Genomic DNA, 25439 nt, shown 5'->3' on the forward strand with positions numbered 1-25439 from the left:
GGCCCGATCCTATCGATACATGACTATCAGGCCACTGGTCGCGCCGTCGGCCGCGCCACAGGCTCAGGCCATGACGCAGACCGACACCTCGGCCCCGGCCGCACAGCCGGACCCGCCGCGCCGCCCGAGCCGGCCGCACCGCACCACGCCACGAATCCACCCGGCCTGGTGGGTGGCCCTGGTCAGCTTCCTCACGATCCTGGGGGCGGCGGCCTTCGCCGCGGCGCCAGGACTGTTCATCGAGCCGCTGCACGCCGACCTCGGCTGGTCCCGCTCCACCATCGGCCTGGGCCTGTCGGTGCAGTTCGTGCTGTACGGGCTCACGGCCCCGTTCGCCGCCGCGCTCATGGACCGCTTCGGGATACGGCCCGTGGTGGCGACCGCGCTCACGATCATCGCGCTCGGCGCGTTCTCCACGATCCGGATGACCGAGCCGTGGCACTTCGTGCTCACCTGGGGCGTCATGGTGGGCCTCGGCAGCGGCTCCCTGGCCCTGGCGTTCACGGCGACCGTCACGCAGCGCTGGTTCGTGAAGCAGCGCGGGCTGGTCAGCGGCGTGCTGACGGCCGCGACGGCGTCGGGCCAGCTCGTGTTCCTGCCGCTGCTCGCCTGGATGGTCGAGAACCGGGGCTGGCAGTCGGCGTCGATCACCGTGGCGCTCGCCTGCGCGCTGGTCCTGCCGCTGGTGCTGCTCCTGCTGCGGGACCACCCGGCCGACGCCGGCCTCGCGCCCTACGGGAGCGACGAGTTCGTGCCCAAGCCGCCGCCCCGGCGCGGCGTCGCCGCGCGCACGCTCGCCGCACTCGTGCACGCCGCGCGCACACCGGCGTTCTGGCTGCTCGCCGGAGCCTTCGCGATCTGCGGTGCGACGACGAACGGACTGGTACGCACCCACTTCGTGCCGTCGGCGCACGACCACGGCATGCCGATCACGGTGGCCGCGTCGCTCCTCGCGGTGGTCGGCGTCGTCGACATCGTCGGGACGATCGGCTCCGGCTGGCTGACCGACCGGTTCTCCCCGCGCGTGCTGCTCGGCGTGTACTACACGCTGCGCGGGATCGCCCTCCTGTTCCTGCCGACGCTCATGGCACCGCAGGTCGAGCCACCGATGCTGCTGTTCATCGTGTTCTACGGGCTCGACTGGGTCGCGACCGTGCCGCCCACCCTGGCGCTGTGCCGGGAGATCTACGGCGAGGAGGCCCCCGTCGTGTTCGGCTGGGTGCTGGCGTCCCACCAGGTCGGGGCCGGCGTCGTCACGTGGCTCGGCGGGCTGGTCCGCGACACCACCGGCTCCTACGACCTCGTCTGGTACGGCGCCGGCGTGCTGTGCGCGGGGGCCGCGCTCATGTCGCTGGTGATCCGCCGCGTGCACGACGGCGAGCGGGTGGCGACCTGACGGCGCCGGCCGCCGCACGGTCCCCGCGCCGCACTGGGTCTCAGCAGGTCAGCGCCCCGCCCGGGACCTTGCCCGTGACGAGATAGTCCTCCACGGCGCCGTTGATGCACTCGTTGGAGCGGCCGTAGGCCGTGTGGCCCTCGCCCTCGTAGGTGACGAGGAAGCCGGAGTCGAGGGTGTTCGCCAGCGCCTCGGACCAGCGGTACGGCGTCGCCGGGTCGTTCGTGGTGCCGATGACCATGATCGGCGCCGCGCCCTTGGCGTGGAGGTCGAACTCCCGCTTCGCGGCCGGGTACGGCCAGTCCGCGCACTCGATCCCGGAGTACCCGAACGACTCGCCGAGCGTGGGCGCCTCCTGGAGGATCTCGTCGGCGAGCCGCCTCATCTCCTCCACGTCCTCGACGGCGCGGTCGTCCGCGCAGTTGATCGCGCGGAAGGCCTCCTCGCTGTTCGAGCTGAAGGTGCCGTCGGCGTTCCGGTCGTTGTAGCTGTCCGCGAGCAGCAGGAGCGTGTCGCCCTTGCCCTCCCAGAAGACCTCCTGCAGGGCCGTGGTCAGGTACGACCAGTTGCCCTCGTTGTACAGCGGCATCGCGACGCCGTAGAACGCGAGGTTCTTGGTCACCGCCCGGTTCGACGAGGTCGGGATCGGGTGTGCCGCGGCGTCGTTCACCATCGCCTTGATCTGCTGGAGCCCGACGTCGACCGAGCCGCCGAGCGGGCACTCGGGCCCGTTGAGGCAGTCCTCGATGTAGGCGCGCAGGGCGTTCTCGAAGCCGACCGCCTGCTCCGCGGCCACCTGGTCGGCGTCGAGCGTGATGTCGACGGCGCCGTCGAGCACGAGCCGGCCCGCGTTGCCCGGGAACAGTCCCGCGTACGTGGCTCCGAGCTGCGTGCCGTAGGAGAAGCCGAGGTAGTTCAGCTTCTCGTCGCCGAGCACGGCGCGCAGCAGGTCCATGTCCCGGGCCGCGCTCTGCGTGTCGACGTTGCCGAGCAGGTCGCCGGTGTTCTCGGCGCACGCCTGGCCCCACTGCCGGACGGCCTCGATCTGCTGGGCGATGCCGTCGTCCGTGGACGGGTAGTCCGCGCTGAGAAACTCGTCCTTCGCCTCATCGTCCACGCAGGTCACCGGCGTGGACTGGCCGACGCCGCGCGGGTCGAAGCCGACGATGTCGAACTCCGAGCGCAGCTGGAAACCGAAGTCGCTGTTGCCCTCGACGTAGGAGATCCCCGAGGCGCCCGGGCCGCCCGGGTTGACGAGGAGGGAGCCCTGGGGGTCCTCCGCGGTGGCCGGGAGCTTCTTGAGCGCGATCTCGATGCTGTCGGCGGCCGCGTCGTGCCAGTCGAGCGGGGCGTCGACGGTGGCGCACTCGAAGCCGCCGCAGTCGCTCCACTCGACCGGCTGCGTGTAGTAGTCCTCGAACCCGTCGGGGGCGCTCGACGCCGCCGCGAGGCCACCGCCCGCCCCGCTCCCGGACTTTCCTACGTCCTCGAGCGCGACCTGGTTCTTCGGCGGCACCGAGCACGCGGCGAGCAACAGGACGGGCACGATCAGGCAAGCAACGATGGCTGCGGGACGTCGGGCTGGACGGGTCACCCGGACAACCTATCGAAATTCCCGGCCAGGCCCCCTGCGCTCACGGCAGGATTCACCGCACCCTCACGACGCTTCGACCTCGCCGTCAGTTCGCGACCCAGGCGATGGCACCGGTCTCGCCGTCCGTCTCGCGTGCGGGCAGGTCGACCGTGCCCTTCTCCCCGAGGCGCACGGCCACCGCGGCGCCGTCGTCGACCCCGTCCGGGACCTGCACGACGCTCGTGGTCGGGACCCAGTCCGCCGTGCACATCCCGTCCTGCCGGGGCAGCAGACCGACGACCACCTCACCGCCCTCGTCGGAGGCCTCCGGCTCAGCGATGATCGGGCACGAGCTGGAGTCGTTCGTCACGACGTAGATCAGCCCGGCCTCGGGCGACCAGGCCGCACCGGCCGACGACGACGTGCTCCCCTCCAGGCCCTTCGGCAGGCCGGTGCCGGTGGCCCCGGCCTCGAGGGGGTCGATCGCCTTGGCCTCGACCTTCGGCCTCACGTTGCGTGTGCTGTCGCCCATGTCGCTCTCCTCGTCCCCGGTCCCGGCGCTGTCCGACGGCGTGCTCCCGGCCGTGGACTCCTGGTCCGTCGCCTGGTCGGTGGCCCCTTCGGCGCCGCCCGTCGTGTCCCCGCCGGCGCAGCCGGCCAGCATCACGCACGCCAGCATCGCACCCGCAAGGCCTGCGAACCGCACCCCAGGGGCGCCCGTCGTCCTGTTCATGCCGCGATCCTTCCATGAGCCACCGACATCGACTGGTGGGTGACGCTCCGGCCCACACTCCGGAGCGTCACCCACCCCTCACATGTCCCGTGACCTCGATCGCTTGCACGCACCCCGCGGGACGACTCACCCGGTCCGGACGACCGCCCGGTCGTGGCCGCCCCGCGCCTCAGTCGTCGACGGCGATCCAGGCCGGCGACCCGGGCCGTCCGGGCTCGGCGCGCGGAGCCAGGCTGGTCTTCCCCACACCCTCGACACGGAACGACACCGGCCCGCCGTGGTCCTTCCCCTCGGGAGCGGCGACCACCGTGGTGGTCGGCACCCAGTCCGCCGTGCACACCCCGCCGGGCCCGGGCTCCCACAGCGTGACGTCGATGTCGCCCACCGCGTCGTCGTGCACGAGCCCTGCCCCGGCCTTGGTGTTGCGGGCCTCCGGCTCCGGGATCCGGGGGCACGAGCTGGAACCGAGGGTCACCACGTACAGCAGCCCGTCGGCCGGCGACCAGGCGGCACCCGCGAGGGTGCCGTCGGAGACGTCCAGCTCGACCCCTGGGGGCAGGCCCTGCCGGGTCTGACCGGGCACGAGGGGGTAGATGTCGCCGTGCGAGCGCTGGTCCCCGGCGGGTGGCACGGCGCCGGGCGCTGCGGCGGCCCCGGCGCCGCCGGCTGGCAGCGCCAGCGCGAGACCCACACCCACTGCCGCGACAGCACGCGACGTGGTCCTACGAACTACATCCTGCATGGCGTCATCCCCCTGAAGTCGCGCGGGCCCGCCACGCCAGGTGCACGACGCCGCCCGCCACGCCCAGGATGTACACGTCACCGGGGACCCGGCAGCGTGCGGTGCGTTCGATTGCGCGCACTCTGCCTCGTCCTGCTCTGGTGTCCGCCGCAGCCTCAGCCGAAGCGCAGCTTCGCCGGGGTCACCTCCGGCGCCGCCTTCGCGAGGAAACGCTTGCGCAGGTCGGAGAACCCGTTGCGGTCGTCGAAGAAGTCCCGCGCCATCTCGGCCAGCTCGACGGTCTGGTAGTACGACAGCGGCTTCGACCGGGCGCGACGCTCCGCGCTCTGCGCGAGCATCGTCGCGAGGGTGGACGGCTCCGCGTAGCTCCGGGCGGTGTCGCCGAGCCACTCGTCGAAGGCGTCCGCGTCGCGCGGCCCGACACCGGAGATCATGCCGATCCGGTCCGCCTCGGTGGCCGAGATCGGCAGCTTGCGGTGCAGCAGGGTGTCGGCGCGCTGCGGGCCGACCCGTAGCGGCATCGCCCACGAGTGCAGCTCGGAGCCGAAGATCCCCATGTCGTAGTAGGGGTTCAGCACGACGCCCTCACGCGCCACGGTGACGTCCGTGCACAGGCCGGCCATCACGCCGCCCGCCCCGGCGTTCGCCGTGAAGGCCGACATCGTGAGCTGGTCGGCCGTCGCCAGCGTGAGGCACAGCTCGTCGATCGCCCAGATGTTCTCCCAGGCCTCCGCGGCCGGGTCCGGTGCCGCGTCGATCACGCCGAGGTGGATGCCGTTGGAGAACGCGTGCTCCGTGCCGCGCACCACGAGCACGCGGGTGTCCTCGGTCAGCGCCTTCTCGACGGCGGTCGTGATGCGCCGGCACTGCTCCGAGTACATCGCCCCGTTGTAGGAGCGGACCGTCAGGTAGCCGACGTGCTCGTGGCGCTCGTAGGACGTCTCGGCGATCGCGTCCGGCGCCCGGAGGTACGGGCTGCGGCGCGGGTCGATCACGCGGGTGGCGGGCAGCTTGGTCCCGCGCCGGTCGGTGAGCGGTGCGGCGTAGCCCACCCAGAGCGTCCCGGAGCCGCAGGCGATCGCCACGGCGTCCACGTTGTGGCCGACGACGGTCCCGGGCGCGGCGCCCGTGTCGGCGTCCGAGGCGACCGCGTCGAACAGGCACACGCGCCGGCCCTGCACGTCCGCGGGCGCGCCGGGGGCGCTGTCCGCGGCGGCGACCCGGCGGGCGAGCACCTCGGCCGGCTCGGTCCAGTCGATCTCGAAGTCCTTGCGGCGCAGGAGCGGCCGCTCCCCGGTGTCGGCGACGACCCGGAGGCACTGCGCGGCGTCCAGCGGCAGGTCGCCGCCGCTCACCTTGTGCAGCACCTCGTCCACGCAGGCCATCGCGGCGTCCGCGACGCTGCTGTTGTACAGGGCCGCCTTGGAGACCGGCTCGGCGGGCATGTCGAAAACGTTGGACGCCCAGACGGGGCCGGCGTCCATCTCCTCGACGGCGGAGAGCGCCGTCACGCCCCACTGCGTGCGGCCGTCGAGGATCGCGTGGTCGAGCGAGGACGGGCCGCGGTCGCCCACGGGACCCGGGTGCACGATGACGGTCGGGTAGTTGCGCCAGACCTCCTCGGGCACGCGGTGCTTCAGGAACGGGCACAGGACCAGGTCAGGGGCCGCGGACTGGACGGCCTCGACGAGCTCACGGGGCTCGTCGAACGTTCCGGCCAGCTCCACTCCGACATCGTGTCCCCGCTCCCGCAGGTGGCACCACACACGTTGGGTCAAACCGTTGAATGCTGAGACGAGCAGCAGGATCCGCATCGCGACGATGGCTCCTTCAAGAGAGTAATAGGGGTGTGCCTCAGAGGGGGTGCCGAGCCGCGAGCCTAGCGAGCCGTGATGATTCGGGACAAGAGTGGCATTGGCTTCAAGCTCCCGCGAACTCGGCGCCTGCCCGGGTGAAGAACCTTCTCCCACCGGCAGCGCACGGAGTCGCGCCCGCCTACCCCTGCGGGCGCAGCGCGACGGTCATCGCCTCGCACGCGAGGAGAGGGGCGACGTTGCCGTCGAGGCGCTGGCGGGCGACCCCGATCGCGTCCATCCGCCGGATGGTCTGCTCGGGCGTGGAGTCTCCCGCCAGGTCGCGGATCATCGCCGCGTGCTCCGCGTTGACCGGCTCGACGTCGGCGCCGAGCTGGACGACGAGCACGTCCCGGTAGAGGGACAGCAGGTCGAGCATGGCCCGGTCCAGCACGTCGCGCTGCCGGCGCGTGGCCCGGCGCTTCTGCCCTTCCTCGAGCTGCTTCACCTGGGAGCGCAGCTTGGGCGGCAGAGGTTCGCCGTCGGCCACCCCGAGAGCGCGGAGCAGCTCCGCCCTCTCCGCCGTGTCCCGCTCCTCGGTGGCCGAGGCGGCCTCCTGCTTGGCGACGTCGACGAGCTCGCCCGCGGCGAGGACGGCATCGCCCACCCCGCGGATGCGGCGCGCGACGTCGAGCACGGCGGCCCGGCGTTCCCGGGCGCCCTCGTCCCGGGCGAGCCGCCGGGCCATGCCGACGTGGCTCTGTGCGGCACGCGCGGCCGAGAGCGCCACGGCCGGGTCAGCGCCGTCACGACGGACGAGCAGGTCGGCGACGGCCTGGGCCGGCGGCACGCGCAGCACCACCGCCCGGCAGCGGGAGCGGATGGTGGGCAGCACGTCCTGGACGGACGGCGCGCACAGCACCCAGACCGTGTGCGGGGGCGGCTCCTCGATGGACTTGAGCAGCAGGTTCGTGGTCCGTTCGGCCATCCGGTCGGCGTCCTCGACAATGATCACCCGCCAGCGGCCGGCCGTCGGCGTGCGAGCCGCCGTGGCGACCAGGTCCCGCACCTCGTCGATGGTGATGACCACCTTGTCCGTGGCCAGGAGGGTGACGTCCGGGTGGGTGCCGGCGAGCGTCGTCGTGCAGGCGTGGCAGGAGCCGCAGCCGCCCTGCTCGCACTGCAGGGCCGCCGCGAACGCCCGCGCCGCGACGGACCGGCCCGAGCCGGGTGGCCCGGTGATCAGCCAGGCGTGCGTCATGGCCTCGGGCCGGGCCACCGAGGCGTGCAGCATGGACACGGCCGACTCCTGGCCCACCACCTCGTCCCAGACGCTCATGCGCGCCCCTCCGGCCCCGGGCCGGTCCCCTCGGCCCCGGCCTCCGTGACGGCCTCGGTCACGACGGGCGTCAGGCCGAGCCGCGCCGCGATGTCGACCCGGATCTGCGCCTGGATGTCCTCGACGGGGCGGGTAGCGTCCGCGACGATCCACCGGTCCGGGTCGGTGCCGGCGCGGCGCAGGTACGCGTCCCGGGTACGGCGGTGGAACTCGTCGCCCGCGCGCTCCAGGCGGTCCGGCGCCTCGCCGGTGGCGGTGCGGCGTTCCGCAGCGACCACGGGATCGAGGTCGAGCAGCACGGTGGCGTCCGGGAGCAGCCCGTCGGTGGCCCACAGCGACAGGCGCTCGACGTCGCCCTCTCCGAGGGTCCGCCCGCCCGCCTGGTAGGCGACCGACGAGTCCAGGTAGCGGTCGGTGATGACCACGGCGCCGCGCTCGAGCGCCGGCCCGATCAGGGACTCGACGTGGTGCGCGCGGTCGGCCGCGTAGAGCAGCGCCTCCGCGCGCGGCCCCATGTCCTCACCGTGCAGGACGGCGGCCCGCAGGTCCTTGCCGAGGTCCGTGCCCCCGGGCTCGCGCGTGAGCAGCACCTCGCGGCCGGTCAGCTCGGACAGCCAGTCGCCGAGCAGGCGCGCCTGGGTGGACTTGCCGACGCCGTCGCCGCCCTCGAAGGAGATGAAGAATCCGGGTGTGCTCACGCCCGCAACAGTAGTCGGGGAGGCCGACACGGGGTGTCCCGAACGGCCCGGCGCCCCCGGCCCGGCCGCTACTTCTTGGTCGTGGTCGTCTTCTTCTTCGCCGTCGTCGACTTCTTGGCCGGCGGCTTCTTCGCCGTGGACTTCCGGCTCGTCGACTTCTTCGGCCCCTGCGCCCGCTTCTCCTCCAGCAGCTGGATCGCGCGCTCCGGCGTGATCGAGTCCGGCGTGAGGTCGCGGGGCAGCGTCCGGTTCGTCTCGCCGTCGGTCACGTAGGCGCCGAACCGGCCGTCCTTCACGACGATCGGCTTCTTGCTGGTCGGGTCCTCGCCGAGCTCCCGCAGCGGCGGGGCGGCGGCCGCCCTGCCGCGGCGCTTGGGCTGCTTGTACAGCTCCAGCGCCTCTTCGAGCGTGGTGGTGAAGAGGGACTCCTCGGTCGGCAGCGACCGCGAGTCCGTGCCCTTCTTGAGGTAGGGCCCGTAGCGGCCGTTCTGCGCGGTGATCTCCGTGCCGCTCTCCGGGTCGACACCGACCACACGGGGCAGCGAGAGCAGCTTCAACGCGTCGTCGATGGTGATGCTGTCCAGCGACATGTCCTTGAACAGCGACGCGGTCCTCGGCTTCGGCAGCTTGGCGAGCGCCCGCTTCTTCGCCGCGGCGGACAGGTCCGGGTCGAGCTCCGGCTCGGGCAGCTGCTCGGTCACGAACGGACCGAACCGGCCGTTCCTCGCCACGATCGGGTGCCCGCTGACGGGGTCCTCGCCGAGCACGCGACCGTCGTCGGCCCCGGCCGCGAACAGCTCCCGCGCCTTCTCGACGGTCAGCTCGTCCGGCGCGATGTCCTCCGGGATACGGGGCCGGACCGGCTTCTCGCCCTCGGGGACCTCGGCGGTGGTGTCCTCCAGGTACGGGCCGTAGCGGCCCACGCGGACGCGGATACCCTCACCGATGTCCACCGAGTTGATCGCCGCGGCGTCGATCTCACCGAGGTGCTCGACCAGGTCGCGCAGCCCACCGCCGTGCGAGTCGAGGCCATCGGTGTCGGACGTGCCGCCGGCCTCCTCGACGCCGGGGACGCCTTCCCCGAAGTAGAACTCCCGCAGCCACGCGACACGGTGCCGGTCCCCGGCCGCGATCTCGTCGAGGTCCGCCTCCATCGCGGCGGTGAAGTCGTAGTCCACGAGCCGCACGAAGTGCCGCTCGAGCAGCCGCACGACGGCGAACGCCCGCCACGTCGGCACGAGCGCCTGGCCGCGGGTGTACACGTAGTCCCGGTCCTGGATGGTGGAGATGATCGCCGCGTACGTGGACGGGCGCCCGATACCGCGCTCCTCCAGCGCCTTGACCAGCGACGCCTCCGTGAACCGCGCGGGGGGCGACGTCGTGTGCCCCTCGGCGGCGAGGTCGCGCCCGGTCAGCGCGTCGCCCTCCGACATCCGCGGCAGCCGCGTCTCGTTGTCGCCCTTGCCGTTCTTGCCCGACGACGGCGGCGCGCCCGCGCCCTCGGCGTCCGGGTCCAGGTCCCGCGACTCCTCGTAGGCGGCGAGGAACCCGCGGAACGTGATGACGGTGCCGGACGCGGAGAACACCGCCTCGCTGCCGCCGTGCGCGCCGGCGGACTCCGCTACCCGCGCACCGAGCCGCACGGTCGCCGTCGACCCCTTGGCGTCGGCCATCTGGGAGGCGACGGTGCGCTTCCAGATCAGCTCGTACAGCCGGAACTGGTCGCCCGCCAGCTCGCCGGCCACCTGCGCCGGGGTGCGGAACGAGTCGCCGGCGGGGCGGATCGCCTCGTGCGCCTCCTGGGCGCCCTTGCTCTTGGACTGGTACAGCCGCGGCGGGCCCGGCACGTACTCCGCGCCGTAGAGCTCCGCGGCCTGCCGGCGCGCCGCGTCGGTGGCCTCCTTCGACAGCGCCGGGCTGTCGGTACGCATGTACGTGATGTAGCCGTTCTCGTACAGCGCCTGCGCGGTGCGCATCGTCTGCCGGGAGCTCATCCGCAGCTTGCGGCCCGCCTCCTGCTGCAGGGTAGAGGTGGTGAACGGCGCCGCGGGGCGGCGCGTGTACGGCTTGGTCTCGAGGCTCTTGACCGCGTAGTCCGCGCCGTCCAGCCCGGCGACGACGGCGGTCGCCGCCGCCTCGTCCAGCTGCACCACCCCGGTGCGCACCTTCAGCCTGCCCCGGTCGTCGAAGTCGCGGCCCGTGGCGACCCGGTCCCCGCCGAGCTGCGCCAGCCGGGCACGGAAGGCGGGCTGGCCGTCGTCGTCCGCGACGGCGAACATCCCCGAGATGTCCCAGTAGCCGGCCGGCACGAACGCCATGCGCTCCCGCTCGCGCTCGACGACGAGCCGGGTGGCGACCGACTGCACGCGGCCCGCGGACGTGCCCTTGCCCACCTTGCGCCACAGCACCGGCGACACCTCGTACCCGTACAGCCGGTCGAGGATGCGCCGTGTCTCCTGGGCGTCCACCAGGTCCTGGTCCAGCTCCCGCGTGTTCTCCAGGGCCCGCATGATCGCCTCGCGGGTGATCTCGTGGAACACCATCCGCTTGACCGGAACCTTCGGCTTCAGCTCCTGGATCAGGTGCCAGGCGATGGCCTCGCCCTCGCGGTCCTCATCGGTGGCGAGGTAGAGCTCGTCGGCCTCCTTGAGCGCCCGCTTGAGCTCCGTGACCTTCTTCTTCTTGTCCGTGTGGACCACGTAGTACGGGTCGAACCCGTTGTCGACGTCGACGGCGAACTTGCCGTACGGCCCCTTCTTCATCTCCGCGGGCAGGTCGCTGGGCTGCGGGAGGTCGCGGATGTGCCCCACACTCGCCTCGACCTCGAAGTCGTCGCCGAGATAGCCCTGGATCTTCCGCGCCTTCGTCGGCGACTCGACGATCACGAGCTTGCGTGGCTGGGGCATCCGTTCCTGCTTCCTGGGGCCTTGAGGGCGGTGGGATTCCTGGTCTCGGGTCGTCACGACGGTGGGCGACACCGGAAAACTCACGGTACGCCACGAGTGACGACCAGACACTATCGGCGCCACCTGAACGACGCACAGCGATGTCACAGGGTTGCCCCAGGGACCCCCCATCGCCGCGCGCAGACTGAGGACATGATCACGACCGCACACCGGGCGGCGCCGGCCACCGACGCCCCACCCGCCGGCAACCCGCACCTGACCCGCCCGGACGGCTCGTCCCTGCGCGTCCTCGTGGTCGACGACGAGCCCAACATCGCCGAGCTGCTCGCCGCGACCCTCCGGTACGAGGGCTGGGACGTCTCCACGGCGGGCACCGCCGGCGCCGCGACCGCCGCCGTGCGGGAGGACACCCCCGACCTCCTCGTGCTCGACGTCATGCTCCCGGACTCCGACGGCGTGTCCATGCTCGGCCGCCTCCGTGCGAGCGGGCACGACATGCCCGTCCTGTTCCTCACCGCCAAGGACGCCGTCGAGGACCGCATCGCCGGCCTCACCGCCGGCGGCGACGACTACGTCACCAAGCCGTTCAGCCTGGAGGAGGTGGTCGCCCGGCTGCGCGGTCTGCTGCGCCGCGCCGGGGCCACCGCGATCCGGCCGGAGTCCGCCGTCGTCGTGGGCGACCTCGTGCTCGACGAGGAGGCGCACGAGGTGACCCGGGCCGGTGGGGAGATCCGCCTCACCGCCACCGAGTTCGAGCTGCTGCGCTACCTCATGCGCAACTCCCGCAGGGTGCTGTCCAAGGCCCAGATCCTCGACCACGTGTGGAGCTACGACTTCGGCGGCCGCGCCAACATCGTCGAGCTGTACATCTCCTACCTGCGGCGCAAGGTCGACAAGGGACGCGACCCCATGATCCATACCCTGCGGGGCGTGGGCTACGTGCTGAAGCCCGCCACCGGCAGCGAGGCAGCCGGCAACGCCCCGTGACCGTCGTGCCGTCCACCCTCCGCGCCCGCCTGGTCGCGATGCTGCTGCTGGTGCTGCTCGCGTTCACCCTCATGGTCGGCACCGCCTCCACGCTCGCCCTGCGCTCCCAGCTCACCGGACAGCTCGACACCAAGCTCACCGAGGCCGCGCGCCGCGCCGCCGGGCCGCCACCGGGTACGGAAAGGCTCCTGGGCGAGATGCCGCTCCCGGAGGAGACCCCCACGGACGGCACCCGCACGGCTCCAGCCCTCGGCCCCGAGGACCGGCCGCTCGCCCCCTGGCTCGGCCAGAACGCCGGCACCGTCCTGATCACCGACGACGGCGACGACCTCGCCCGCGCCGGATACCTCACCGGCGACAACGAGTTCACCGAGCTCACCCAGGAACAGATCGACGCCCTCTCGGAGACCCCCACCGACGGCCGGCCCCACGCCGTGACCATCCCCGGCCTCGGCCCCTACCGCGCGGTCAACACCACCACAGACGGCGAGACGACCCTCCTCGCCCTGCCCACCAGCGACCTCACCGACACCCTCACCCGGTACGTCGCCGTCGCCGCTCTGATCGGCGCCGGCGGCGTCGTCGTCGCCGCGGCCGCCGGGACCTGGCTGGTACGGCGCTCGCTGCGCCCCTTGGACGAGGTGGCCGGCGTCGCCGCGAGCGCCACCGACGTGGAGCTGTCCGAGGGCGAGGTCGGCGCCATCCCCCGCGTCCCGGGACGGCACACCGACGAGCGCACCGAGGTGGGCAAGGTCGGCGCTGCCCTGAACCGCCTGATCGGACACGTCGAGCAGGCGCTCACGGCGCGGCACGACTCCGAGTCGCAGGTGCGCCAGTTCGTGGCGGACGCGTCGCACGAGCTGCGCACGCCCTTGGCGTCCGTGCGGGGGTACGCGGAGCTCGCGAAGCGGCCGGGGTCCGACGTCGACCACGCGTTGCGCCGGATCGAGGCCGAGGCGGAGCGCATGGGCGGGCTCGTGAACGATCTGCTGCTGCTCGCCCGCCTCGATGCGGGCCGGCCGCTGGAACGGGGCCCGGTCGACCTGGTCGCGCTGGCGGCCGACGCGGTCTCGGACGCGTACGCCGCCGGCCGGGACCACCGGTGGGAGCTCGACCTGGACGGCGGCCGGGGTGACGGCCGGGACGCTGCCCGGCGCGGCGGCAGCGACCGCACCGGCCCGGACGAGGGCGACGGCGAGCCGCCCGAGGCCGTCGTGCTCGGCGACGAGGCGCGCTTGCGGCAGGTCTTCGCGAACCTGCTGGGCAACGCGCGGGTGCACACCCCGGAAGGGACGCGCGTGGTGGTGTCGGTCCGCACGCGCCCTTCGTCGACCGGCGCGACGACGAGCGCCGGCACGAGCGGCAGCGCGACCACCGGCGGTGCGGACGGTGGGGCCGGCCGTGCGACCGTCGTCGTCTCCGTGGCCGACGACGGGCCCGGCATTCCCGCGGACCTGCGTGCCACGCTGTTCCAGCGATTCACGCGCGGGGACCGTGCCCGTGGTCGGGCCCAGGGTTCCACGGGCCTGGGGCTGGCGATCGTCCAGGCGATCGTCGCGGCGCACGGCGGGTCGGTCCGCGTCGACCCGTCGAGGACCGACGGCACCACCCTGGAGCTCCGGATCCCCCTCGACGAGACACCGCCGGGGTAGCGGGCCCCTCTGCGGCCCGCCACCCCGGCGACTTCGTGGTGCCGAGGTAGCGGGCGACGTGTGGGACCCCGCTACCTCGGCAGATGTGGTCCGGGCTCAGGGTCTCCGGACCGCTGGGCCCCTCAGGGGGTGTCGTAGCCGCCCGAGTAGGAGCCCGAGCCCGAGTACGCGTCCACGACCCAGCGGTACGTGCCCGCCGTGCCGGAGTACGTCACGGTCTCGTCGTCCGACGGCGTGATGCCCTGTGCCACGGTGTACCAGCCTCCGCTGTACTTCTGCAGGTACAGGTCGAAGTCCGCCCCGGACGGCCCGTCGAGGCAGCCGCGGAACGTGCCGGAGCCGGCCGAGAAGCCGCTGGCCGACGGGTGGCCGTAGGCCGAGCCCGAGGCCGCGGACCCGCTGAAGGACGTGTCGTAGCCGGTGCAGCCGTCACCCGGCCCCGGGTCGCCGCCGCCACCGTTGGTGATGAGGGAGACGTTCGCCGCGGACAGCGCCTCACCGACCGGCTGGAAGTACGTCGTGCCGCCCGAGGAGCAGTTGCCGGAGCCGCCCGACGTCATGCCCTGCGCGAGCGTGCCGGCGAGCAGCGAGCCGCCCGAGTCACCCGGCTCGGCGCAGACGTTGGTGCGGATCAGCCCGTACACGGAGCCCTGGGAGTAGGTCACCGTGGCGTTGAGCGCCCGGATCGTGCCGCAGTGCCAGCCCGTCGTCGAGCCCGAGCGGCACACCGACGTACCGACGCCCGCCGCGGAGTACCCGCTGACGTTGACCCGGCTGCCGGAGTAGTTGTTGACAGCGCCGATGGGGGTGTTGCCGGAGTTCACAGCGACGTACGCGTAGTCGTTGCCGGGGAAGCTCGAGGTGCGGAACTGGCCCGACGGCTGCGACGTCGTGGACCCGACGTTGCCGCAGTGGCCCGCGGTGACGAATCCCCCGGTCGCCGAGAAGCCGACCGAGCAGCGCGAGCCGCCGATGTAGTAGGCGTTGCCGCCGACGACATCGATGAAGGTCCGCGGCTGCTCCGCGGTGACCGCGTAGGTGACGGCACCGGCCGGGACGCCGGCCTTGCGGACGGCCTTCGCCGCCTTGGCCCTGGCGTTCTTGTGCACGTCGACGACGACCTGGTTGCTCTCCACGTCGACGTAGAAGGACGGGACGCCCTTCGTGTCGGCGAGGACCCTGTCCAGGTCGGCCTTCCAGGCGTCCAGCGAGTCGAGGGAGTGGTCGACGACGACGGCGTCGGCGCCCGCCTTCTCGACCGCGGCGACGTCGGCGGCGTCGGTCACGGCCACGGAGAGCGCGGTGCCGTCGAGCCAGGCACCGGCGTAGGAGGCGTCGAGCGACTTGGCCAGGCGGGCCGAGGTCTCGTTCGCGCCGGACTGGAACTCCATGAGCTCCGCTGCCTCGACGGCGTCGAGGCCCAGGTCACGCTCCATCGCGTCCAGCAGGCCCGGCGAGTACTTGTCGACGGCGGCGGTCTCGGGGGTGGGTACCGGTGAGGCGTTTGCGACGGCGGCGGTCCATGCCCCGCCGACGAGCGTGATCGCAGCGGTGGCTGCGACGAGCGCCCTGGTGCGTGTTCGTCTCATCTCCAGTTACTCCTTGTGTGGGGGTTGTGGGTGAGTTTCACCCAAATTCCACACTAGAGCCGGGAGCAGACCTCGTACAGATAACACTCAGGTCATACGTAGGTTATATGGACGATCTTCCCTACGTATGACCCCAGCGTGTCGCGCAGCGTGTCGCGGTCCCGGCGGACCGGCCAACCCCCACGGCGGCCGGACCGCCGGGACCACGACACGCGTCTCAGGTCACCCGGTCACGAGTGAGACACCGGCGGCGTCCAGCGCCTCGCCGACCGGCTGGAAGAACGTCTGGCCACCCGAGCTGCAGTTGCCCGAGCCGCCCGACGTCATGCCCTGCGCCTCGCTGCCCGCGAGGAGCGAGCCTCCGGAGTCGCCCGGCTCGGCGCAGACGTCGGTCTGGATGAGACCGTGCACCGAGCCCTGGGAGTAGTTCACGGTGGCGTCCAGCGCCTCGACGGTGCCGCAGTGCCAGCCCGTCGTCGAACCCGAACGGCACACGGTCGAGCCGACCGGGGCCTCCGAGTAGCCCGTGACACCGACAGTGCCGCCGGCGTAGTCGTTCACGGCGCCGACCGGCGTGTTGCCGGAGTCGACCGCGACGTACGCGTAGTCGTCGCCGGGGAAGCTCGACACCTGGAACGCGCCGGACGGCTCCGAGGTGGTGTCCCCGGTGGAACCGCAGTGACCGGCGGTGACGAAGCCGCCCGTCGTGCTGAAGCCGACCGAGCAGCGTGCGCCGGTGCCGATGTAGTAGGCGTTGCCGCCGACGACGTCCTCGAACAGCCGCGGCTGCTCGTCGGTGCCCTCGAAGGTGACGGCGCCGGCCGGGACGCCGGCCCGCTCCACGACGTCGGCCGCGGCGGCCTCGGCGCCGGCGTGCACGTCCACGACGATGCTGTTGGACTCGACGTCCACGTAGTAGGAGGGGACACCCTCCACGCCGGCGAGGCTGTCGTCCAGCTCCGCCTTCCACTCGCCGAGCGCGTCGAGCGAGTGGTCGACGACGACCGCCTCCGCACCCGCCTGCTCGACCGCGGCCACGTCGGCGGCGTCGGTGACGGCCACCGTCAGGTCCGCGGAGTCCGCGACCCAGGACCCCGCGAAGGACGCGCCCAGCGCCTTCGACAGCTCGCCCTCCACCTGCGCGGCCCGCTCCTCGGCCTCGAGGAGGTCGATCGCCTCGACGGACTCCAGGCCGAGGTCGCGCTCCATCGCGCTCAGCAGGCCCGGTGCGTAGTCGGCGGCGGCGTCGGGCTCGGGCGCAGCCATCGCGGCACCGGCGGTCCAGGCGCCGCCCACGACCGTCAGCGCGGCGGTCGCCGCCACGAGCGCCTTGGTGTGCGTTCGTCTCATCTTCCGCTACTCCTTGCATTGGGGGGTGGGTTTGTTTTTTCACCCGCGGCACACGTTAGAGGGGCCCGACGGGCGTGGACCAGATAGCACCCGGGTCATACCCGTGCCATATGGACCACCCGGGCACGAGCCAACGGTCCGGGCACGAGCGACGGGCCCGGCCGCGCGCAGCGGCCGGGCCCGTCAGAACCTCACCTCGAGGATCCCGTGGGGATCAGTAGGTCAGCAGCGAGACTCCCGCGGCCGACAGCGCCTCGCCGACCGGCTGGAAGAACGTCGTGCCGCCCGAGGAGCAGTTGCCCGAACCGCCCGACGTCATGCCCTGGGCCGAGTTGCCGGCCATCAGCGAACCACCCGAGTCACCCGGCTCGGCGCACACGCTGGTCCGGATGAGCCCGTAGACCGAGCCCTGGGAGTAGTTCACGGTGGCGTTCAGCGCCTGCACGGTGCCGCAGTGCCAGCCCGTGGTCGAGCCAGAACGGCATACGGTCGAGCCGACCGGGGCGACCGAGTAGCCGGTCACGGCGTAGACGTTGCCGTCGTAGCCGTTGACGCCCGGGACCAGGCTGTTGCCCGAGCCCACGGCGACGTACCCGTAGTCGTTGCCCGGGAAGCTCGAGGTCCGGAACGTGCCGTTGGGCTGCGACGTGCTCGCGCCGGTGCCGCCGCAGTGACCCGCGGTGACGAACCCGCCGGTCACGGAGAAGCCGACCGAGCAGCGGGCACCGCTGCCGATGTAGTAGGCGTTGCCGCCGATGACGTTGATGAGCGTGCGCGGCTGCTCGTCCGAGGCCTCGTAGGTCACGGCGCCGGCCGGGACGCCGGCCGCCTTGACGGCCTTGGCCGCGTCGCCCTTCGCCCCGCGGTGCACGTCCACGACGATGCTGTTGGACTCGACGTCCACGTGGTACGACGGCACGCCGTCGACCCCGGCAAGCGCGTCGTCGAGGTCCGCGGTCCAGGCGTCGAGCGCGTCGAGGGAGTGGTCGACGACGACGGCGTCGGCGCCCTCCGCCTCGACCGCGGCCACGTCGGCGGCGTCGGCCACGGCGACGGTCAGGTCCGCGGAGTCCGCGATCCAGGAGCCGGCGTAGGACCCGTCGAGGGACGTGCTGAGGCTCTCGGACGTCTTGGTGAGCTCCGCCTCGGCCTCGAGCAGGTCGGTCGCCTCAGCCGCGTCCAGGCCCAGGTCACGCTCCATCGCGTCGAGCATCCCGGGTGCGTAGTCGTCGGAGACCGGCTCGGCGGCCATGGCGGTGCCGGCGGTCCATGCGCCGCCCACCACCGTCAGCGCGGCGGTGGCCGCGACGAGTGTCTTGACGTGTGTTCGTCTCATCTCAAGCTACTCCTCGGATGTGTGGGATGGGGTTGCGATTTCACCCGCTCTCACACGCTAGGGCGCCACATGTCCGGTGCACAGATAGCACTCAGGTCATATGAAATCGGTATAGACCCCATAGATACGGACTCAATTTCCCAACGAAGCCTCAAGAGCTGGGCACGGGCGCGGCTCCACGGCGGGCCGGCGCAACCACCGTGGAGCACGGTGCGCGGCGGTCACGGCACCGGTGGTGACGAGGCTTCACCGGGTAGGGACAGGATTCGCACCCTCCGGGACTCCTGTTCTGCCCGGCAGTCCGGGTATCCTCGCCAGTCATGGCGACAAGGCGTAAACGCTCGCGAGGCGGCCGGTCCGGCACGCGCGCCGGATCGCCGCCCACCAGCAATGCGCTCGAGTGGGCCGAGCGGCTGGCGAGCGGCGACCCCGCACCCGAACCGTCCGCCCTGGAGTGGGCCGAGAACCTGAAGAACCCGGCCGGCGAGGACGAGCCCGCCGCGAACCCGTGGGGAACGACGCCCGAGACCACGGCGCCCGCCGCTTCCCCGTTCGGCCGCACCGGCACCGACGCCGGTACGTCTGGTGGCGGCCCTTCGGGACCGCACTCCCCGTTCGAGGCCGCCCTGCCGGGCGCCGTCGACGCCGCAGGCGGTTCCGGGGACGACGACGGGGCACCCGGCTGGGGCCCCGTCACCGAAGCCGCCCCGACCCGGCGCAGTCGCCGGGACCGCGGCAGCAAGAACGCCAGGAGCAGCACGAAGACCAAGGCCGGCAAGACCGACCGCGGCGGGCGCAAGGGCGCGGCAGGGACGTCGCGGCGCGGCGGGGAGCGCAGCACCCCGCCCGGGGCCGCTCCCGTCGAGGAGCCGCGCGCGGCGCACCCGTTCGGCGGCGCGCCCGGCCCCGACGGCCACGAGACGGGCCCGTTCGGGCCGGCCGGACCGGACGAGGCGGAGCCCGTAGGCCCGTTCAGCGCCACCGGGCCGATGAGCCCGCTCCCGGACGCGGCCGGACGGCTCGGCGCCGACCCGTCCGTCGAGCCCGGCGCCGGCGGCGGATCCTCGCCGTCGGGCAGCGCGGACGGAGCGCCCTTCCCGGCCGACGAGCCGTCGCCGCCCAGCCGTCGCCGCCGGTCGGCGGGCACCACGGGCGACTCCGCCGGCGGCCGGAGCAAGCGGCGGCCCGCCCCCGCGCAGTCCGGGCGCAAGCGTGACGCCAGGACCGGCGCCGCCCCCGAAGGGCGCGGTGGCAGGTCCGGCGCTCGCCCCCAGCGGCGGCCGGGCGCCGGGGGCAAGCCGGGGGCGCCGTCCGGCAGCCGGGCTCGCCGCCTCCTCACCAAGGGACTGCCGCGGTCCGCCGACAAGCCGACGGTCCTGATCATCGCCGCCGTCGTGGCGGTGGGGCTCGGGCTCGGCGTCGGCTGGGCCTCGAACCTCCTGGGCGGCGGGCAGACCGTCGCGGCCACCCCCCAGCAGTGCGCGGCGGCGCAGACCGCGTGGACCAAGGCGGCGAACGCGCAGACCGGGATCTCCGAGGAGGAGCCCGCGTCGGTGCGCACCGGCTTCATCGACGCGCGGAACGCGATGACCGCGGTGGACGTGCCGGACGGTATCGCCGAGGACTGGGAGAACGCGCACGCCTTCTACACCACGGTCGCCGACGCGCTCGAGGAGAAGAAGGCCGGGGACACCCAGGGGATCGCCGAGGCGGCGGAGATCGCCTCCGCCAAGGTGGACACCGACGACATGATCGAGACCAGCAAACGCATCACCCGTTTCGTGAACGAGCAGTGCGGCTGACCTCTGGCCGACCCGGAGCTCAGCCCACGTTCGGGTGCCGTTCCAGCCACAGGCCGTACTGAGGACTGCGGATCACCGCGTCGCGGTGGGCGCGGAACGCCGCGTCCTCGATGAGCTCGGTGTCGAGCAGGCCTCCGACGTCGCGGCGCCAGCCGAGGTAGTGGGTGCGCCGTAGCGGGGCGTCGGTGAGCGGCACCGCGTGGACGCCCGGCGGGTCGGGCTGCCCCGGCTCCACCAGCGCCACCGCGCGTCCCGTCCGCACCTGGTCGACAGCGGTGGTCCAGTCGGCCTCGCCGATGGCGTTCGGCGCGAACCCCGCCCGGACGCAGGCCGACACGAAGCAGGCCTCGAGGCAGCTGTGGTCCGGCACGCTGAGCCACTGCTCCTCGGCGAGCTCGGCGAGCGTGACCTCGGGCTTCTCGGCGTATTCGTGCCGCTCGTGCAGCAGCACGAACAGCGGGTCGGTGCTGACGCGGGTCCAGGTGACCGCCTCGGAGGCCGGCGGCGGCGCGTCCGAGCACATGCCGGTGAGCGCGACCTCGAGGGTCCCGGACGCGAGGGCGCCGTTGAGACCGTCGCCGCGGCGCGGCAGGACGGTGGTCACGTCGGCGCCAGGCAGCGCCGAGTGGAGCCGGTTGACGAAGAGCCCACCGAGCCCGGTGCCGGACAGGCCGACCCGGAGCGCACCGGTATCGCCGTCCGAGGAGTTGACCAGTCGTTGAACATCGTCGGTGAGTGTGGACATGGCGGGCAGCAGGACACGAGCGTGGCGGAGGACGAGGTCGCCGAGCTCGGTCGAGCGCGCGCCGTTGCGGTCGCGTACGAAGACGCTCCCACCCAGGGCACGGTCGATGCGGTTCAGCTGCGCCGTCAGAGCCGGCTGCGCGATACCAAGGACGGCGGCGGCCTTGGTCACACTCCCGGACTCGGCAACGGCGACCACCATCCGCAAGTGGCGCAGGTCGAGTTCCACGTCAAGGAAAATAATCGCCGGGCCATGCCCGTGTCTTGTGACTGGAGTCAATTGGCGGTAGTCCGCCACCTGCCGTTACATGACGGAAACAGTCCCAACTCTGGGTGAAAGCCTGGACAAGCAGTCACGATGATTCACCCACCGGGCCTGTGCCATCGTTCACAGCGGGGACAAGGAACCCGTCCAGCACGAGACCACGGACGGCAGGGAGCAGCTCGGCGGCGAGGTCGCCCGCCGGAACCTCGAAGAGCGCCGCCAGTGCGCCGATAATCTGGCCGACGGCGAGCTCGCCGTCGCACGTCCCGACCAGCGCGGCCAGGCCTGATGACGCGTGCACGCCTCGTCCGAGGCCGTCGCCCTGCCGCACGATCACGACGTTCGGATCGGCCGCCCCAGGTGTCAGATACCTTTCCTCGGTGACATCCGCTGCCACAACGAGGCGGGTTACCGCCAAGTTTTCGTCATCTTGGCTGGCGAGCCACGTATGTGCGGCCAGTGCCGCCCCGAGATGAGCGCCGAGCGGCTGCCGAAGACTCCCGGTGTGCTCCTCGAGACGCCGCAGGCGTTCCCGGCGGACGCCGAGACCGCCGGCCACGGGGTTCCGGGTGGGTGGGTTCCCGGGATCGGTCCCGGCGCTGCCGGCGTCTCCCGGGGCGCTCCCCGTCCGCCCCGGGCCGTCCCCGGCCCCTTCCGGACGGCGCAGCGTCACGATCCCGAGACCCACCGCCTCGACGTCCCGGGACGCGAAGTCGTCGAGCCACGCCCCGTACGCGGCCGCCCAGGCCCCCGGCTCACGGTCCGGGGTGGTGCCGCCGTCGCGGATCCACGTCTCCGCGTACTCGGCGGGGTCGAGGACCTCGCGCTGGATCACCCACCCGTCCAGGCCGTACCGCTCGTGCGCGACGTCGAGCCACGCACCGACCCGTTCCTCCCACTCCTGCCCGCGGCGGTGCTCCCAGTTGCCCAGCAGGTGCGCGACGCCCCCCGGAGCCAGCACCCGCCCGACCTCCGTGATCAGGTCACGCACCAGGTCGTCCCCGGCCCGGCCGCCGTCGCGGTACTCGTAGTCACCGAGCGCGTCCCGGACCGCCGCACCGGCCGCGCCGGAGTGCGGCGTGATCACGAACGGCGGGTTCGAGACGACCAGGTCGAACTCCTGCCCGGCGACGGGCTCCAGCATGGACCCGTACCGCGTCTCGATCCGGCCGACGGCGGCCGTGGTGCCGGGGCCGGGCACGCCGTCGGGGCCGGGCACGCCGTCCGGGGCGGGCTCCCGGCGCCCGGCGTCGCCCGGGTCGAGCACCGCGTCCAGGTTGAGTGCCGCGTTGAACGCGGTGAACGCGAGGGCGCGGCGCGAGATGTCGGTGGCGACGACGCGGCGCGCGTGCCGGGCGGCGTGCAGGGCCTGGATGCCGCAGCCGGTGCCGAGGTCCAGGGCGCGCGCGATCGGGCGGCGTGCGGTGACCTGCGCGAGCATCAGCGAGGCTCCGCCGGCGCCGAGCACGTGGTCGGCCAGGAGGCGCGAGCCGGTCGCCAGCTCGCCGAGGTCGGAGGCGAGCCACCAGCGCACGTCGCCGGAGGCGTCCGTGGCTGCGTAGGGGTGCAGGTCGACGGCGGCCCGGGCGTCGTCGCCGGGGCCCTGACCGGCTGCGTGCACGAGACCGAGACGCTCGGCGCCGGCGGTGCCGAGGGCCGGGAGCGCGCGGTCGAGCGCGGCGCGCGGGACGGTGCCACCGAGCAGGAAGAGGGAGATCAGGACGGGGCGCGGGTCTCCCGCGCGGGCGGCGTTCACGGCCCGGCGCGCGGGCAGTCCTTGCTCCCGGTGCAACGCCGCGGACGCCAGGGGCCCGAGAAGGTCCTCCACGCCGTCGACGTCGAACCCGCCGGTGTCGAGGTCGCGGCGCAGCGCGCGGAGCAACGCGCTGTCGACGGTCGGCACGGAGGCAGCGGTCACGGTTCCAGGAGCAGACACCCCCACATCCTCCCGCACCCCACCCACCGGCACCTCCGCTGCGCCCGCGCCCCCGCCCCGCGACCGAGCCGGTCCGGGACCGCTGCCGGGCAGAGCGATCGGCCCTTCGTCGGGGTCAGCAGCGTGAGCTGCCGACCCGACGAAGGACCGATCGCACGGTGGCCGGAGGCTCAGCCGCCGGCCGGGGCGGGGAGCCGGTCAGACCGTCGCCGGCTCCTTCTCCCGGGTCTCCTCCGACGCGCCGTTCTGGCGGTTCGCCCGGATCTTCGTCCAGACCACCGCGCCGAGCGCGATGGCCGCCGCGGCCAGGGCGATGGCGATGCGGAGCACGTGGTTCGCGTCGGCGGGGACGGACATCGTCACCACGGCCGGCGCGATCAGCAGCGCCACCAGGTTCATGACCTTGATGAGCGGGTTGATCGCCGGGCCGGCGGTGTCCTTGAACGGGTCGCCCACGGTGTCGCCGATGATGGTCGCCTCGTGCGCCTCGGAACCCTTGCCGCCGTAGTTCCCGTCCTCGACGATCTTCTTCGCGTTGTCCCAGGCGCCGCCCGAGTTCGCCAGGAAGATGGCCATGAGCACGCCGGCGCCGATCGCGCCGCCGAGGAATCCGGCCAGCGGCCCGACGCCGAGCCCGAAGCCCACGGCGATCGGCGCGAAGGCGGCGAGCAGGCCGGGGGTGGCGAGCTCGCGCAGCGAGTCCCTGGTGCAGATGTCGACCACGCGGCCGTACTCCGGACGCTCGTCGAACGTCATGATGCCGGGGTGCTCCCGGAACTGGCGGCGCACCTCGTACACGATCGCTCCGGCGGCACGGGTCACGGCGTCGACCGCCAGGCCCGAGAACAGGAAGACCGTCGCGCCGCCGAGGATCACGCCCACGAGGGTGACCGGGCTGATGATCTCGTAGCTGAGCATGGACGTGACCAGGCCCGTGCCCCGCTCCCCGACCTCGCTCAGGGCGTGCGTGACCGCGTCCGCGTACGAGCCGAACAGCGCCGTCGCCGCCAGCACGGCGGTCGCGATCGCGATGCCCTTGGTGATCGCCTTCGTGGTGTTGCCGACGGCGTCCAGGTCGGTGAGGATCTGCGCGCCCTCCTCGTCGACGTCGCCCGACATCTCCGCGATGCCCTGCGCGTTGTCGCTGACCGGGCCGAAGGTGTCCATCGCGACGATGACGCCCACCGTGGTGAGCAGGCCGCAGCCGGCCAGCGCGACGAGGAAGAGGGCCAGCCACACCGAGCCGCCGGCCAGCAGGAACACGGCGCAGATCGCGGCGGCGATGACGCCGGCCGTGTAGACGGCGGACTCGAAGCCCACCCCGATCCCGGCGAGGACCACCGTGGCCGCGCCGGTCTGCGAGGTGGCGGCCACGTGCGCCGTCGGCCTCTTGTTCGTGTCGGTGAAGTAGCCCGTGATCCACAGGATGACGCCGGCCAGCACGACGCCCACCAGCACGGCGGCCGACGCGACGACGCGCGGGTCGATCGCCCCGACGTCGCCGAGGTCCGCGGTGCCGTTGAGCTGCTCGAACGAGCCCGGCAGGTAGACGAACGCCGCGATGCCCGCGAGCACCGCGCCCACGAGCGCGGAGACGTAGAAGCCCCGGTTGATGGCGGTGAGCCCGCTCTCCGAGCCGCGCACGCGGGTGATGAACACGCCCAGCAGCGCGACGAACGCGCCGATCGCGGTGACGATCAGCGGGAAGACGAGGCCCTGCTCGCCCATCGCGGCCTTGCCCAGGATGAGGGCGGCCACGAGCGTCACGGCGTAGGACTCGAAGAGGTCGGCCGCCATGCCGGCACAGTCGCCGACGTTGTCCCCCACGTTGTCCGCGATGGTGGCCGCGTTGCGTGGGTCGTCCTCGGGAATGCCCTGCTCGACCTTGCCGACCAGGTCGGCGCCGACGTCGGCCGCCTTGGTGAAGATGCCGCCGCCGACCCGCATGAACATCGCGAGCAGCGCGGCGCCGAAGCCGAAGCCTTCCAGGACGCCGGGCGCCTCCTCGCGGTAGATGATCACGACGAGCGCGGCGCCGAGCAGACCGAGGCCCACCACCGACATGCCGACGACGCCGCCCGTGCGGAACGCGATCCGGGCACCCTCCGCGCGGCCGCCGGGGCGGGTCGCGGCCGAGGCGACACGCACGTTCGCCCGCACCGCCAGCCACATGCCCAGGTAGCCGATCGCGGCGGAGAAGCCGGCACCGAACAGGAACGCCACGGACCGGCCGACGCGCACCCCGGTGTCGCCCGGGAGCAGGAACAGGAGCGCGACCACGACCAGCGCGAACAGCGCGAGCGTGCGGAACTGCCGGTTGAGGTAGGCCGAGGCGCCCTCCTGCACGGCCTGCGCGATGTCCTGCATCTTCGGGGTTCCTTCAGGCGCGGCCAGCACCTGTCGGCGCAGTACGAACGCGCAGGCGAGGGCGCCTACTGCGATGAGGGCGATCACCGTGACCACGGTGATACTGGTGGAGCCGAGTGTGAGCATCCGTCCTCCTCGACGGGAAGAATATGAACGGGCCTTGACCCTTGTGGGTATCCAACGTCCCGCTGGCAACGTTGACAGCCGGAATGGGCCGAGTGTACCTGCATG

17 protein-coding genes are annotated in these 25439 nt (G+C 72.9%); 4 read left to right on the forward strand and 13 right to left on the reverse strand.

Going from position 1 to position 25439, the window contains the following annotated elements; genetic code table 11:
* Positions 1-70 precede the first annotated feature (70 nt).
* Positions 71-1396, forward strand: coding sequence for an MFS transporter (locus tag ACYU96_RS06475; protein WP_460750493.1), 1326 nt, complete (start codon positions 71-73; stop codon positions 1394-1396).
* A gap of 40 nt (positions 1397-1436) precedes the next feature.
* Here the strand turns inward: ACYU96_RS06475 and ACYU96_RS06480 are convergent, their stop codons facing one another.
* The 7 genes from ACYU96_RS06480 to topA form a co-directional block, all read right to left on the reverse strand.
* A complete protein-coding gene (locus ACYU96_RS06480) occupies positions 1437-2990 on the reverse strand; it encodes an alpha/beta hydrolase (protein WP_460750495.1) in 1554 nt (517 codons plus the stop codon).
* An 85-nt stretch (positions 2991-3075) separates the two neighbouring features.
* On the reverse strand, positions 3076-3702 hold the full coding sequence (locus ACYU96_RS06485) for a hypothetical protein (RefSeq protein ID WP_460750498.1): 627 nt from the start codon (positions 3700-3702) through the stop codon (positions 3076-3078).
* Positions 3703-3871: 169 nt separating this feature from the next.
* Positions 3872-4399, reverse strand: coding sequence for a hypothetical protein (locus ACYU96_RS06490; protein WP_460750500.1), 528 nt, complete (start codon positions 4397-4399; stop codon positions 3872-3874).
* 200 nt (positions 4400-4599) lie between these two features.
* Positions 4600-6171: an enoyl-CoA hydratase-related protein gene (locus ACYU96_RS06495; RefSeq protein ID WP_460750503.1), complete on the reverse strand. Its 1572-nt coding sequence runs from the start codon at positions 6169-6171 to the stop codon at positions 4600-4602.
* 268 nt (positions 6172-6439) lie between these two features.
* Entirely contained in the window at positions 6440-7576 is a 1137-nt protein-coding gene (locus ACYU96_RS06500; RefSeq protein ID WP_460750506.1) for a DNA polymerase III subunit delta', read from the reverse strand.
* Positions 7573-8274 (reverse strand): dTMP kinase, encoded by a 702-nt coding sequence (tmk, locus tag ACYU96_RS06505; RefSeq protein WP_460750509.1) that lies wholly within the window; start codon positions 8272-8274, stop codon positions 7573-7575. Before tmk ends, ACYU96_RS06500 begins: the two co-directional genes overlap by 4 nt.
* A 68-nt stretch (positions 8275-8342) precedes the next feature.
* Positions 8343-11180 (reverse strand): type I DNA topoisomerase, encoded by a 2838-nt coding sequence (gene topA, locus ACYU96_RS06510; RefSeq protein WP_460750512.1) that lies wholly within the window; start codon positions 11178-11180, stop codon positions 8343-8345.
* 192 nt (positions 11181-11372) lie between these two features.
* Here topA and ACYU96_RS06515 point away from each other — a divergent pair, with 192 nt between their 5' ends.
* Positions 11373-12167, forward strand: coding sequence for a response regulator transcription factor (locus ACYU96_RS06515; protein WP_460750515.1), 795 nt, complete (start codon positions 11373-11375; stop codon positions 12165-12167).
* 5 nt (positions 12168-12172) lie between these two features.
* Positions 12173-13819: a sensor histidine kinase gene (locus ACYU96_RS06520; protein WP_460750518.1), complete on the forward strand. Its 1647-nt coding sequence runs from the start codon at positions 12173-12175 to the stop codon at positions 13817-13819.
* Between the two features lie 122 nt (positions 13820-13941).
* On the opposite strand, the gene ACYU96_RS06525 is transcribed toward ACYU96_RS06520, so the two are convergent.
* The 3 genes from ACYU96_RS06525 to ACYU96_RS06535 form a co-directional block, all read right to left on the reverse strand.
* A complete protein-coding gene (locus ACYU96_RS06525; RefSeq protein ID WP_460750521.1) occupies positions 13942-15408 on the reverse strand; it encodes a S1 family peptidase in 1467 nt (488 codons plus the stop codon).
* A gap of 222 nt (positions 15409-15630) precedes the next feature.
* The gene (locus tag ACYU96_RS06530) at positions 15631-16758 is read right to left on the reverse strand and encodes a S1 family peptidase (protein WP_460750524.1); all 1128 of its coding nucleotides are present in this window, start codon (positions 16756-16758) and stop codon (positions 15631-15633) included.
* 214 nt (positions 16759-16972) lie between these two features.
* The gene (locus tag ACYU96_RS06535; RefSeq protein WP_460750526.1) at positions 16973-18094 is read right to left on the reverse strand and encodes a S1 family peptidase; all 1122 of its coding nucleotides are present in this window, start codon (positions 18092-18094) and stop codon (positions 16973-16975) included.
* A gap of 320 nt (positions 18095-18414) precedes the next feature.
* On the opposite strand from ACYU96_RS06535, the gene ACYU96_RS06540 reads away from it, so the two are divergent.
* Entirely contained in the window at positions 18415-19896 is a 1482-nt protein-coding gene (locus ACYU96_RS06540; protein WP_460750529.1) for a hypothetical protein, read from the forward strand.
* 19 nt (positions 19897-19915) lie between these two features.
* Here the strand turns inward: ACYU96_RS06540 and ACYU96_RS06545 are convergent, their stop codons facing one another.
* From ACYU96_RS06545 to ACYU96_RS06555, 3 genes are all read right to left on the reverse strand, one after another.
* On the reverse strand, positions 19916-20869 hold the full coding sequence (locus ACYU96_RS06545) for a LysR family transcriptional regulator (protein ID WP_460750532.1): 954 nt from the start codon (positions 20867-20869) through the stop codon (positions 19916-19918).
* 124 nt (positions 20870-20993) lie between these two features.
* Entirely contained in the window at positions 20994-22841 is a 1848-nt protein-coding gene (locus ACYU96_RS06550) for a DUF7059 domain-containing protein (protein ID WP_460750535.1), read from the reverse strand.
* 198 nt (positions 22842-23039) lie between these two features.
* Entirely contained in the window at positions 23040-25334 is a 2295-nt protein-coding gene (locus tag ACYU96_RS06555; RefSeq protein WP_460750538.1) for a sodium-translocating pyrophosphatase, read from the reverse strand.
* Between the last annotated feature and the right edge of the window lie 105 nt (positions 25335-25439).

Source organism: Myceligenerans cantabricum (assembly GCF_054777735.1).